At 42.0% G+C, this 13,751-nt stretch carries 9 protein-coding genes; 1 reads left to right on the top strand and 8 read right to left on the bottom strand.

The window, feature by feature from the left end; translation table 11 throughout:
• Positions 1–914: 914 nt before the first annotated feature.
• The 5 genes from EO119_RS06735 to EO119_RS06750 form a co-directional block, all read right to left on the bottom strand.
• Positions 915–2,042, bottom strand: coding sequence for an efflux RND transporter periplasmic adaptor subunit (locus EO119_RS06735; RefSeq protein WP_164723963.1), 1,128 nt, complete (start codon positions 2,040–2,042; stop codon positions 915–917).
• Positions 2,043–2,373: 331 nt separating this feature from the next.
• A complete protein-coding gene (locus EO119_RS08285; protein WP_370106745.1) occupies positions 2,374–2,454 on the bottom strand; it encodes a putative holin-like toxin in 81 nt (26 codons plus the stop codon).
• A 355-nt stretch (positions 2,455–2,809) separates the two neighbouring features.
• Positions 2,810–5,701 (bottom strand): AAA family ATPase, encoded by a 2,892-nt coding sequence (locus EO119_RS06740; RefSeq protein WP_164725691.1) that lies wholly within the window; start codon positions 5,699–5,701, stop codon positions 2,810–2,812.
• Positions 5,691–6,935 (bottom strand): DNA repair exonuclease, encoded by a 1,245-nt coding sequence (locus EO119_RS06745; protein WP_126941125.1) that lies wholly within the window; start codon positions 6,933–6,935, stop codon positions 5,691–5,693. Before EO119_RS06745 ends, EO119_RS06740 begins: the two co-directional genes overlap by 11 nt.
• A 1-nt stretch (position 6,936) precedes the next feature.
• Positions 6,937–8,337: a PLP-dependent aminotransferase family protein gene (locus EO119_RS06750; RefSeq protein ID WP_126941127.1), complete on the bottom strand. Its 1,401-nt coding sequence runs from the start codon at positions 8,335–8,337 to the stop codon at positions 6,937–6,939.
• A gap of 701 nt (positions 8,338–9,038) precedes the next feature.
• On the opposite strand from EO119_RS06750, the gene bioB reads away from it, so the two are divergent.
• Positions 9,039–10,055: a biotin synthase BioB gene (gene bioB, locus EO119_RS06755; RefSeq protein ID WP_009353994.1), complete on the top strand. Its 1,017-nt coding sequence runs from the start codon at positions 9,039–9,041 to the stop codon at positions 10,053–10,055.
• A 283-nt stretch (positions 10,056–10,338) separates the two neighbouring features.
• Here the strand turns inward: bioB and EO119_RS06760 are convergent, their stop codons facing one another.
• The 3 genes from EO119_RS06760 to EO119_RS06770 are packed head-to-tail and all read right to left on the bottom strand — an operon-like array spanning position 10,339 to position 13,712.
• Entirely contained in the window at positions 10,339–11,655 is a 1,317-nt protein-coding gene (locus tag EO119_RS06760; RefSeq protein ID WP_126941129.1) for a DUF445 domain-containing protein, read from the bottom strand.
• Positions 11,652–12,881 (bottom strand): DUF445 family protein, encoded by a 1,230-nt coding sequence (locus EO119_RS06765; RefSeq protein WP_126941131.1) that lies wholly within the window; start codon positions 12,879–12,881, stop codon positions 11,652–11,654. Before EO119_RS06765 ends, EO119_RS06760 begins: the two co-directional genes overlap by 4 nt.
• Positions 12,882–13,712 (bottom strand): MBL fold metallo-hydrolase, encoded by an 831-nt coding sequence (locus tag EO119_RS06770; protein ID WP_126941133.1) that lies wholly within the window; start codon positions 13,710–13,712, stop codon positions 12,882–12,884.
• Positions 13,713–13,751 lie beyond the last annotated feature (39 nt).

Raw genomic sequence — 13,751 nt, forward strand, 5'->3', positions numbered from 1 at the left:
GGCTTATGTTTACTTCTTTCGAAGTAATTACCTTTTATTGTTCAGTTTTCAAAGATCAACTTTGTCTTCACAACACTACGTTGTGGCGACTAGATTATAATAACAGATTCACAAGTTCGTGTCAACAGTTATTTTTAATCTTTTTTCATTTTAGGTTCATCTAATTATGAACCGCATGTTCTCTCGAACATGTTTAATAGTATATTCTATTTCCAAGCAAAAAGCAACCCCTAATTTTAAATTTTTATACTCATCCTCTATATGTATATAATAATTTAATGCTCCTAGTAGACAACAAAGTTATACCTATAGCATCTTAAAACTTTCATCAAATAATATCCTTATCTCTACACAAATAGAATGCCGTACTCTACCAATTTTTTATCTCTACTTAACCAACCCTATCATGTGTTGGACCTTTATAGCTATGTTATTGACTACATCATACAAATATATGCCCCCTATCAACCACTCATATACTTCCCATCTGAGGAACGCTGTTTTGAGTAGTAGCCTTGTGGTGTTATTATTGACTAAATCAAGCAAACACGAGAAGAGCACGGTGTGCCCCCGAACAAACATTATGAAATACCGTTTGAGAGGGGGTATACCGTGCTCTTCCCTTTATTATATTAAGTTAAAACCACCACAGGCTACATAGCATCACAAGAGACGATTCATTATGAAATACCGTTTCTAAAGGAATGTACCGGCCTCTTCTCACACATCATCCCCGAAGAGAACGCAGTCATGCGTAGTAGCCTTTGGACGGCCTTTTATTAGCTAAGTAAACCAATCAGCATAGAAATGAGCAACATGTTCCTAAACAAACATTACGTAGTACCGTTTGTGAAGGAATGTGTTGCTCGTTTCCCTTTGCTATACATAACCGAGACCGTCCAGCCTACATAGCATCACAAGTGAACGCTTTCGCCCAGTTCGAAGTTCCCTTTACTTGTGACTACTCGATCTGTCGGATTTAACCCATCAAGTATGGTCACAGCACCATCCACTTCTAATCCAATCTCAATTGTCTTAATATCAATTGTATTTTCATCTGTTAACACATATACAAACTTACCATTCTCACCATCACGAATAACTTCTTTAGGCAAAGTAAGCGCCGGTGCTTCCACTTTCGTTTCAATCACCAATGTATAGAACTCTCCAATCGTCACTTGTCCAGATTGTACGTTAAAAGTTGCTTTCACCGTGATACTCGGCCCTGATTCGGTTCCCACAAATGTAATCTGTCCCGGCGCCTGTGTTCCATTTACATCTAAATAGACATCCACGCCACCAGTAATGCTGGGCTGCTTCAAAATAGATCCAAAGCTTTGTGGGACACTCAATGTGGCCACCACTGGAGAATCTTGTTGTATAAGAATAAGTGGCTTCCCTTCGATGGCAATCTTTCTATCTTCATTATAAATAGCTGCTACTCTACCTTCCATCGGTGAAAGCACTTGCGCTGCTGCTATTTGTGCTTGTATTTTAGCGATGGCTGCTTCAATACCCGAGGTATCCGCCCCAGATCCGCCTGAATAGGAAGGAACCGTTACCACTTGCGATTGCGCCCTCGCCGCAATCGTTTCAAACTCGCGATTCGTAATAATGCCAGCATCACGCATATATCGTGCCCTCTCCACATCCGCTGATGATACACTACCACCCACTACTGTAGTCGATGTACTCTGTTGTGGCACCCGACTCCGCGCCTCCTGCAACTGTCCTAATAGCGATTGCAACTGTTGTTGTAGTGACGTCGTGTCAATCATAGCCAACACTTGACCGGCTTTCACCATGTCACCTACTTTCACTGTGAAAGTAGACACTGGTCCCGACACCGTCGGTTCCACGCTAGCCTTATGCAATGCCGTAATGTTCGCTTCATGACTGATGCGCACCGGCATTTGACGTTCTACAGGGTTCATCACTTGCACCGTTTTAGGCAGCATCCATGCGAATACACCACCTGCAACGAGTAGTGCCGCCACCACTATTATATATATCCAATATTTACGTATCCAAAAATAGTTCATCATACACTCCTCTCATATAGAGAGTATTATACTACTCTTAATCAGTAATATCTAGCACACACTAGACTAGACCGTACTAGGTACTAAAAACACATTATATACCGATGGTATCTCCACATACAGATAATCAAGGCCTTAAGCCTTAAGGTAAACCGTTATCCATGGTAGCCTTGTAATACATCTATAAACCGTGCTATAATAAATGTAACAAAAGAAGAGCCATCAACGTGTGAAGGCGTTAGGCTCATCTGGAATACTATAAAATGATGACCTAACGTGTATAAGTAATGGGAATACTTATTAAATCGTTAGGTCTTTCACATATCAAAAATTACTTTTTTAAGTATGTGAGTAATGCTAATAATAAAATACCGAAACCAATTATCAAAGATAATGCTTCAAATACCGTCATATTACCCACCTCCTTTACCGAGTAAAGAAGATGAACCTAACATCACGTCAATGACTCTTCTAATTTTATATTATACTACAAAAATTTCTCGTATCGTGAACTTTTTGCTAAATAAATCTATAAGCCAACCTGTGCTATAATGAATCTAACAAAAAAGAGCCCCCAGAGGAACGCCGTCACGCGTAGTAGCCTTGTGGCGGGCCTTTCTACCTAAATCACACAAACGCAAGAAGACCGTAACATACCCCTGAACAAACATAACCACTGTATAGTTTGAGAAGGGGTGTGTTACGGTCTTCTCTTTATCATATTTAGTTAACCCCGCCACAGGCTACATAACGTTACAAGTGACGACTTATATAGCGTTAGAAGTGATGCCCATACCTATAAACTCAAGATTATATGTATGCGCATTTTCGCTAGCTAACTGGCTCGTCGTCTCATGGCAAGTAAATAAAAATACTTGTGTATGTTCACTAATTCTTTCTATTACCTGTAACGTCAACTTTTGCCGTTCTAAATCAAATCTAACTAACACATCATCTAACAGTAACGGTAAAGATTCTACTTTTTCAGCAAATGACTCCGCCAAGCTAAGTCGCAATGCCAAATACACTTGATCTCCCAGTCCACTACTCCATTTACCTAAAGGAATCTCTCGTCCCGTTGTATCTTTTACATATGCCCCTTTATGCGCATCATCCATATGCAGAGTATAGATACCACCTGTCATGGCTTTCACATAGGCAGACGCTCTCGCCAGCATCGTCGGTTGCCGATCTGTTTCGTATTCTTGTTGTGCTAGTTCCATGCCATGGTTGATGAATACATAAGTCATCCACTCTTCCAAAGCTTCTCGAAGCTCCGCTTCTAGCTGTTCTTTTTTCAACAATGCTTCGGACACTGCATGAGATGTGCTCAAGTGGCGCATAGATTCCTGCAAGGTCCCCCGCTCTTCATACAATGCCTGTAAGGATGATTCAATATTCGCTAATTCCGTTTCACTGCGGGAGTACTCTAATTCCCACTTCCCTTTATCATTGCCTTGTAAACGACGATACCACACATCCTTATGAAATTCTTTCGGTGCCAACAAATCCAATTGTCGCTGACTTTGCCGATAAATCGTCTCCCACTGCTTATATTGATCCTGTTCCAATAAGCGCTGACGATATTCTGCCGCACTCTTAGCACCACCTTTTTGAATCAACTCTTCTTGGGCTAAGAATAATCCTTTTTCTTTCTTGCTCCACGTAGCATATTCTTCACGATAGTTTTTACGCTGGCTTTCCTTTTGCTCCCATCGCACACGATTCTGCTTATGTAATTGCAATTGATGATAGACTACACGCAGCTCTACGATAGATGGCAATGTCTGCAACTGCAAGGAGCTCCACAATTTTCGACACCGATTCACAATCGCATCCAATTGTTCATGATGCAAGCCCACTTGCTTTTGGTAGCCCTCAAACTCACGTAATCGCTCATGATACGCTTGATATTCTTCTTTCATGCCATAGAATGCATCATCTCGGTTCGTCTGTTTTGCCGCCTTTGGCAACCAGGCTTCCCAGATATCCATGGCCTCAGTGCCTGCCGCTTCCAAGATTTTACCTTCCGCCACCCACTGCGCTTTCATTACTTCGTAAGCTTTAAAATGGCTTACATCCTCTTCATAGCCTTTGATTTGTTCCGATACTTCCTGTATATCTGAAAGTAAACTTTCATACTCATCTTCCCTGGTCGGCATAGTTCGTTTGGCTATCTTTTCCAAACTTGAGAAGTCTTTAACAGATATGTTCACACCTACTGAATCTGTTTGTCTCGCCTTATATTTTTGAACTATTAGAACCACGCCTAGCAATACTCCTAAGATGCCTGCTATAGCCTGTATACCAAACACATCTGCATAGGTCATATGCCAAGCTAATAGGATTATACCTAACACTACTAATACTGTTCCACCTATATAGTAAGCTCGTCCCGATTTCACTATTACCTCAGGTTCAGCCTGTTGTCCTAATAGGTATGCATTCTTGAGAGCTTCTAGGGCAGTTTGTTTTTCTTCTAGCCCTCTCACTGCATCAGCTACCTGAAGGGCTCCATCATCCTGCGGAAACGGCTCTCGACGTTGCCATGTCTCATAGGCTTCACGAGCACTTCGTAATTGCCGTGCCGCTTGTTCCCCATCATGCCAATTCACATCTCTAGGAAACTCTTCTACATCACGCCAATACTTATGAGATTTTCCTATGATTGCCAATTGCGCCTGTACTTTTTCTAGATAGAGATCTCCTTCACGGCATTCTTTTTCTAACTGTGTCCACTTAGATATCTCTTGGTACAAACTTTCAATTTCTTGCTCATACATTCCAAGCCTATCTTCGGGATCAAAGTTATCTGGTACTAGCCCTTCCTCTTTACCACGCCACACACGCATATACTCTTGGCAACGACGAATTTCTTCATCTAATGCTAAAAACGTTTCTCGTTCTAAAGGCTCATTCACATGGAATTGATGCATATGTTGTTTTGCTTCTTCTGCCCGTTTATACGTATCCCAAGCACGCAAAACACGTTCCACTTCTTGTAGATACTCCTTGCGCTCTTGCCGTTGCTCTTGCAATGCAGCTTCTTTCTGTTCTAACTCTACTAAAGAAGCTTGCCATGTATAATACTCCTGTTCTCCTTGCTGAAGTTTACGGATTTCCTGTTCTGCCTCTTGTAAACGGTCCAACAAAGCATTAATGGTTCGCTTACCACTAGGTGAAGCTACTAATAACTGACTGGCTAATTCATCTACATCTTTCACAAGTGTACCCAGAGATTCTCCGCCCTCAGCACCAAAAAACCGAGTTCTCACGTCTACTTCCTGTATGATGTCTACCCCTTGTAGATCATCTAAGGTAATAGCAAAAATGCGATCGTACGTCTTTTTATCTAGTCCTTGCCACCATAATTCTGCTGGCTCTACGGTATAGCGCTCTCCTCCTACCTCGTAAAAGTCTAGTTCTTTTCCTTTACGCCCAATATGGTATGTGTGACCTTCTCGCTCCACTAGAATATATCCATCTACAGGCTCTTCTTTCCTCTTTGTTCCCAGTAAAATACCACGAAAGGCTTGGAGCAATGTAGTTTTTCCACTCCCGTTCGGTCCATATAACACATGTAATCCTGTATCATGGGGCTGAAATCTCCACTTAGTATAGGGGCCATATTGTTCTATATATATTTCTTTAATCTTCATGATCATTCCCCTGTAATAAACGGACTCCATCACGTCTCGCCTTTTCATAAGCGGATTGCAACATAGCCTCTGTCACTAGTCGACTATGCGTTCCTATTCGCTTCCATTCTGGGCGAGCTTTTACAATCATTTCTAGTGCTTCTATCCCCGTATACATGGAATCGATAGCTTTCACATAATCCCTAATCATCCCCGGTGCTATACTTGGATGACTAATACTGCCTAATTCACAATCGATACCGATAATATACACTCCATATTTACCTGTCTCTTCAGCATGAGATTCCTCTATCCAAATAGCTCGAACCTTGCTATCTCGTGCCATCTCTGATAAAGGTCCTGCTCCTATCAAGCGAATCGATAACAAAATAGATATATAAGATTTCCGTAACATCTCTTTTTTGTGACGCAACATTTCTAACATTTCCAATACAGATTTTACTTGTCCTAAATCAATAGTCTCTTCAGCAAAACGGATGGCATTCGTCTCATAAAATTGCGTTTCTACAGCACCACGACTAGATACATCCACTACATAGCAACCTTTCGGTCCGCTTTCACCACGATGCAATCCTTGTGTGTTTCCTGCATACACAATATATGGATGATCGCTAATAATTTGACGCTTATGAACATGCCCAAAAGCCCAATATTGAATAGGAATACTACGCAAGGATTCCAGTGTACAAGGTCCTGTCTGATCATGCCCTTCATGGATGCCTACTGTACCATGCACCAGGGCAATGGAAAAAGGATCGCTCCGCAATGGATGGATAGTAGAGGCCATATCTTCATATTGTGTACTATGGTCAATACTCCGTCCATACAGACCCGCTACCTCTTGTCCTCGCACTAGAAGCGGAAACCGTTCCACCCATTCAGATGAAAAGATATGCACATTCTTTGGCAACGGCATATGTCGCTTCCAACTATCAGCAGGGTCATGATTACCTTGTACTACATAAACAGCAATCTGTTCCTTATCCAAACTTTCACATCCACGTACAAAATGCATCTCTGCTTCTAAAGGATGGTCTACTCCATCATATACATCACCTGTAACCAGAACTGCTGCTACACGCTGACGAATAGCTAGATTTACAATATTCTGAAAGGATGTATAGGTAGCACGTACCATGGCTGCATCTAAGGATCTGCCAAATGATTTTAAATAGCGAAAAGGCGCCCCTAAATGGAGATCCCCACATTGTATAAATCTAAATGGTATACCCATATTATAACCCTTTCCATGCCTTTGCTAATATCTGTACTGCCCGTTCTAATTCACAGGTAGGAATACCGCTAAAAGACAATAAAACCTCCACCATATCGGTGTCCACTGTATCTAACACCTTAACATCACAAGCCGATGCTAAGGCTCGTAATGCCAACTGTTCTCCATCCACATACCTGAGTCGCACCCCTGCATAGACTCCTCCTTCAGGAGCAACCACTTCATAAGTATCACCCAAATAGCGTCGCAATAAACTAGTAAAATACTTACTTTTTTCTAAATAGTGTTTTCGAAGCCGACGAATTTGTTTATTCCATTCCCCTGCATTCATATACATAGCCCATGCCAACTGTTCTAGGACACTAGCACTTTGCCCGTAATCTTTACGATGACTATGAAAGTCTTTATACAAAGTGATTGGCAATACAAGATAGCTTAATCGAATAGAAGGTGGTAATACCTTCGATGGTGTGCCCATGTAAATCACGCAATCATTTCTATCCATTCCTTGTAAGGATAATACAGGCTTCCCATAATAACGAAGTTCACTATCATAGTCATCCTCGATAATATATGCCTCTTTATGCTGAGCCCATCGCAACAATTCCATTCGTTCTTGTATCGTCATGATGCGTCCCATACTATCTCCATGAGATGGCATACAATAGACCACATCTATCTGCGCTTTTTGAAGAGTATGGATTCGCCCCGGAGAACGCATATCTAGTTCTAGCACAGAAAATCCATAGTCCTTCCAAACTGCTTTCGCAAAACTAGGACTTTGACGATCCAAAGCCACCTTAGATTTTCCTTGACGTTGCAATAAAGAGACGATCATTTGCAAAGAATTAAGAGTACCACTAGTCACAAGAATACGATCTGCTGTAGCTCTTACACCTCGTGCCTGTTGCAAATATTGATTCAACGCACCCCGCAGTTCTGGTTCCCCTTCTAATTGACCATAGGTCATAAGACGTTTCGTATCTCGTAAGGCATATCCAATAAAACGCTTCCATCGCTTAAAATCAAATCCTTCTGGATCCATGTCTCCGGTAGCAAAATTGTAGAGAATCGGAGATTTCACTGGTGAAAGACTTCCTTCACAGGACATATTCCATGTAGGATAATTCTGCATCATAGTATCACAATCGCCACCTAGAGGCTGCACAATCTCCAATACCTCATAAGGGGCCTTGTTATGAGCTTGAATATATCCTTCCGTAGCCAGTTGTAGATAGGCTTGTTCCACCGTAATCTTACTGACCCCTAACTGTGCCGCCATAGATCGTATAGAAGGAAGCCGTTCCCCTGGACGGTATAAGCCCTGCTCAATATGTACTTTTACAGCCTCATATACCTGCTCGTACATGGGAATCCCTGCATTTGCATCTAGGACAATCATCTAGGCCCTCCAGAATAACAAACCTTACGCCCTTACATGTATATATCTATCTTTAACTCTCAGTTCTTGGGCGGTTCCTTTTATTACTCCATTATCCCCAAAAATTAAGCTATTATTTCTAAAATATATTCTTACTCTCTATTATAAAAGTAAACACGAAAAATGACTACACCAAAAATTACAACGATTTTTCTCCATATATTCACGTAAAGTCTAGTGATATTTGCATTTAGCAATAAACAATGCTATACTTAGCATATAAACAAGAAGAGCTAATAACGTGTGCTGGCGTTAGGCTCATCTCAAAAGAATGCAAAATGAAATATGCCTAACGTGCTAAGGTGTGTGAGACCTTATCCGTTAGGCTTTTTCATTGTCTATTTTACTAGATCAATGAACTGAATTGCTAAACTAACAATAGAAATCATCAAGGAGATTTTTTCATACTTAGTCATAGCAACCACCTCCTCCCATACGAGGAAGAGATGAGCCTAACAACACGTCATTAACTCTTCTACGAACCCATTATACCACAAATTCTACATATGGAATAAAATTCTATAAGCGCAGAATACCTGCATAGCAAAATAATCTCCGCTCTCTGTTAACGCTTATACTATTGACGCAAGTTAACAATAATTATATAATGTAGTCATTATGATGTAGTCATTAAAATCAAACAACTATTACGAGGTGTAATTATGGAAACTGTATCCAAATCTATTTCCTATGAAACAATCATAGCCTATGCGCAAAAAGTATTAGATGGTGGCGAGATCACTCGTGAAGAGGCAGAGCAGCTGATTCACACATCTGACGAAGACACTATGATTCTTTTAGCTATGGCTGATAAAATCCGTCAAAAGTTCAATGACGATACAGTAGACCTATGTGCCATCGTGAACGCCCGTTCCGGTAAATGCCCAGAAAACTGTAAATTCTGTGCTCAATCCGCCCATCATGACACTGGTGTTACTGTGTATCCTTTCATGGAAGAGGATGAAATCGTTAACGCTGCTAAAAAAGCGAAAGAAGCTGGCGCTATCCGCTTCTCCATCGTTACAAGTGGCCGTAACACAAACAACCCAAAAGAGTTCGAGCAAATCTTGAGCGCTCTCACTCGTATTCGTAAAGAAACTGGGTTAGAGATTTGTTGCTCCCTTGGTTTATTGACTTACGAGCAAGCCGTGCAATTAAAAGAAATTGGTGTGACACGTTATCACTCCAACATCGAAACAGCACCAAGCCATTTCCCAGACATTTGTACAACACACTCTTATGAAGATAAAATGTTCACTATCTCCAATGCACAAAAGGCAGGCATTCGTGTTTGCTCCGGCGGTATCTTGGGATTGAATGAAACCAAAGAGCAACGTGTTGAAATGGCATTCGAGTTAAAACGATTAGGGGTAGACTCCGTTCCTTTGAACATTCTTAACCCTATCAAGAACACACCATTCGAAAACAATAAACCAATTCCTCCATTGGAAATTCTTCGAACCTTTGCTGTGTTCCGTTTCGTATTGCCAAAGGCTTTGATTCGTACGGCTGGCGGTCGTGAAGTGAACCTTCGTGACTTACAATCTTACGCATTAAAAGGTGGTTTGAACGGTATTATGGTGGGTGGTTACCTAACAACAGCTGGTCGCTCTCCATTAGATGATCTACAAATGATCAAAGACTTGGAGCTCAACCTTAACACCGTGCAAGAAGCATAATCCTATCACTGTAACAACGAAACTTTTCATTACCTATATGTCTCAATTAGAGAGCTGCAACCATATAGAACTTTCAAATGAGAACAGGGGACCCGATTCCATCGAATCTGGGTCCCCTGTTTTTTAATATATATTCGATTTGCTAAACAATGCGCATCACAGAACGTGTATCCTATATACTATTAATCCAATCAGAAAACAGCCATATACATTCTATTCCAATCGAAATACATCCACACTATAGAACTGCACTCCGCTTACACTATAAAATATTTTCTAGAAATTATAGTATTCCTAGTCCATGCAACACTGGCTCATACACATAATACAAGAACAACCAGGTCCCCAATCCTGCTACGCCGCCTACGAGGGCACCGTTAATGCGGATCCAAGCAAGGTCTTCTTCCACCTTACTTTCAATAAAATGGATGAACCGTTCTGTACTTAAGCTTTGTAGTACTTCACGGATGATGATACCGATAAACCCATGGCTCTTCGAAGCAATGTGCAGCATAATATGAGTTAAGGCTTCTTCTAACCGTTCCACCATGCCCGGCTCTTCACAGTAATGATTCCACAACTCTTGAAAACTCGATTCCAACGCAATGGCCATTGGCGATGTCCCATCCGCAGATACCATGCCTTCACGAATCCGTGGGCATACATACTCTTCTAACATGAGCTCCCAATCTTGCACATCGATCCACTGTTGAATAGCATCGTCCAAGGTCTTTGTGATGCTTCGGTTCGACGCCATATGTTGCAAAGGTCCTACCCATTGATGCAACCACACGAGGCGTTCCGTACTGTTCGGCTGTTTCCAGCGCTCCAACATTTGATGCACTTCTTCGATGATGGCCCGTGCCATTTCTTGGACGTTCACGATGTTCAATCCTTCTGAAAGTCCAATGAGCATGGCAGACACTACATCTTTCTTGCGCTTTTCGATTTCTTCCTCAATAACCGCTTCTAGCCATTGCTGTGCCTTCGGTGTATACAGAGCCCTCTGCAAATAGTCGATGCCGCGAATGACCACACTTTCATAACGATTGTGCTCACACACATGTAGTAAAGTCTGTTGCATAGGACCGATAAAAGACTGATTATGCAAAAATTTCCGCAACCGTTGTGCACCCCATTGGGCCCACTCCCGATCACTACGTCGCTCCCACAACTCCGACAGCACGGTGGCAATCCCTTGGCGCACCGTATTCCGTCCTACATCACTGCGAATATATTGGTCTATAAACGGTACAAACTGTACCCGTTCAATAGCCCTTTTACATTGATCATAGGTGAGAAGTTTCGTATTCACCATGCGGATAATCCCCTCAATAAGGCGATTCTTATTCCGTGGAATCAGTTCCGTATGAAAGGACACACCCAAAGGTTTTCGAAATAAAGCAGTCACCGCAAACCAGTCCGCTACGCTACCGATGAGGGCAGATTGGACAAACCAATACAAACCATCATACCAAGGAGCTGTGATATACCACTGTCCCCACCACACCAAGCCAAACAAAACCGCCATGGTGAGCAGCAAGCGATTCGCATAGGTTGTATAGGGCGTTCTTGGTATTTCTATAACACGAGGGCTCATACAATCCCTCCTTTTAGCAAGGTCAATCCGTAGAAGAGACCGCCTAAAATAGCACCTACCAAGGACCCATTAATGCGTATCATCTGTAAATCATAGCCCAATTTAGATTGTAATATGCGAGTAATTTCCTCTGGTGTGAATCGATTCATCTCGCGCACGACAATCTGTTCAATCCAAGGGCGTACGTAATTTAAGACATGCAACAATTGGAATAGAATAAATCGCTCTGCCTTACGACCTTTCACAGCATTCGTTTCCAAGCGCTCAAAGAAATGGTACAATTCCGTTTCTCCTTGCTCCACATACCGTGCCAAGTCCAACGTATCTTCCAACACATAGCCATCTTCGATGAACTCCCGGAACCAAGCATTTTTTTTATCTTCTAATTTCCGTTGCCACTGTCCATTCTGTGCAAGTTCATCCACTGCCCATCGAACCTTCGTGTATACCGCAGCCCCCAAGGGCGACTGCAAGGATTCTTGGCTCATTAAATAGGCACAGCCTTTCACCTGTATCATGTGTGTAATGTATTCCGGTGAAAGTGACTCCCCACCTAATGCTAACGCCAATTCTCGCAAAAATGAATGGTCTGCATAGCGATTCATCACAGAGGATACTAGCCCTAATAAGTAGGGGCGAATCCCTTCCGCCGCTAGCAATCGTTGAAGCATGCGATTGATGTGCATCCATAGCACCTCTGCTCGTTCTGGTTCTAAGAATTGACGACACAAGCTAACCACAAAAGGTGTCACTCGCCAAGATTCCACACCATTCTTGATATGCCCTAGCAATTGCTCTTGCAGTAAATTTTCTTTCACATGGGGTAACACATGATCTTTCAATTCCTCGAAACACACATGAACATATCCCCGACCAGTGGCACTATTCATAAATGACACAATCCGTCCTGGTACACGTTCCTGTTTTAGTACCTCATACATATGAGATACCCGAAGGAGTTCGTCCACCATCATATGCCGTGCCATTTCCACGAACCGTTCCTTATTCCTAGGGATGAGCGCCGTTTTGAAAGGAATCCCCAAGGGTTTCGTAAACAGTGCTGTCACCGCATACCAATCAGCTAAGCCACCAATCATGGCGGCCCCTGAAATATGCGTGATGAGACCCCAGAAAGGATCTTTATGCAAGGGATAAGATACTAAAAATATGACACTCATCAGTACTAGTAACGCCGTTGCTCCATGACGTTGTAACCACACTGTCATTTAGTTCACATCCTCTAGCACATCACCCGGTTGTTCCGGAATCCAGCAACGTTGGTTTGGGTATGTGTGGCGAAATGTGTCCGAAGGCACCCAAATAGATCCATTGGCATGCATAGGAATAAATAGTTTCGTGTTCATCATACCTAACACTTCTAAGGCTCCCCACTCACGGGCTAGTTCTAACCGAGCATCTACAGGAAACATCATAATATCCACAGACAAACCTGTTAGAGGTGCAAATTCTTTCTCCTTTAACACTTTTGCCTCTGCAATATTCTCAGGCGTATCTCCAGACCAATGCCACCAGTTTAAATCTCCTGCGTGAAAGATGCGATGCGTACCTGTATCCACCAAGAATGACCCGCCTTCATCAGTGGAACCAAACATGGTAACAGTCAGATTATCTGATTCTAATGTGTCGCCTACTTTCATGGAGTGCAAAGAAAACACATGTTGTACCAATTCTTCTGTTAGATGTTTCTCTGTCATATTTTGGCCTTGATTAGAACACCCTTGTTTGATTCTTTCTAACACCAAACTAGCTTTCTCAGCATCTTGCTTAGCCTCTGCTGTCTCCTGCAATTCCTTGAAAATATCTCGCAAAGCTGGCACATCTTCATGGTACCAAACACTGTGTATATATGGTAAATATTTGAAAATTGATTTCACGTAATGGTCATGATGGATATGGGATACAAAAACATGTAACTCGTAACCTTGTGCTACTAATGTATCTATCACTCCGGCTGGATCTTTCCAGTAATCAAATACATAGGCCCGTCTGCCATCTTCAATGACAAAACCGCTATGTTCTAAATAGGTAACTTTCATATTAACTCCTAATTGATAATTTTATTGATTACCTTCATT

Origin of the sequence: Veillonella sp. CNR 79/14 (assembly GCF_003992185.1) — a bacterium.
GTDB lineage: Bacteria > Bacillota > Negativicutes > Veillonellales > Veillonellaceae > F0422.

Bases quoted from the DNA above. Each gene is read 5' to 3' on its own strand.
- EO119_RS06735 (WP_164723963.1), bottom strand. From the start codon at position 2,042: ATGAACTATTTTTGGATACGTAAATATTGGATATATATAATAGTGGTG.
- EO119_RS08285 (WP_370106745.1), bottom strand. From the start codon at position 2,454: ATGACGGTATTTGAAGCATTATCTTTGATAATTGGTTTCGGTATTTTA.
- EO119_RS06740 (WP_164725691.1), bottom strand. From the start codon at position 5,701: ATGAAGATTAAAGAAATATATATAGAACAATATGGCCCCTATACTAAG.
- EO119_RS06745 (WP_126941125.1), bottom strand. From the start codon at position 6,935: ATGGGTATACCATTTAGATTTATACAATGTGGGGATCTCCATTTAGGG.
- EO119_RS06750 (WP_126941127.1), bottom strand. From the start codon at position 8,337: ATGATTGTCCTAGATGCAAATGCAGGGATTCCCATGTACGAGCAGGTA.
- bioB (WP_009353994.1), top strand. From the start codon at position 9,039: ATGGAAACTGTATCCAAATCTATTTCCTATGAAACAATCATAGCCTAT.
- EO119_RS06760 (WP_126941129.1), bottom strand. From the start codon at position 11,655: ATGAGCCCTCGTGTTATAGAAATACCAAGAACGCCCTATACAACCTAT.
- EO119_RS06765 (WP_126941131.1), bottom strand. From the start codon at position 12,881: ATGACAGTGTGGTTACAACGTCATGGAGCAACGGCGTTACTAGTACTG.
- EO119_RS06770 (WP_126941133.1), bottom strand. From the start codon at position 13,712: ATGAAAGTTACCTATTTAGAACATAGCGGTTTTGTCATTGAAGATGGC.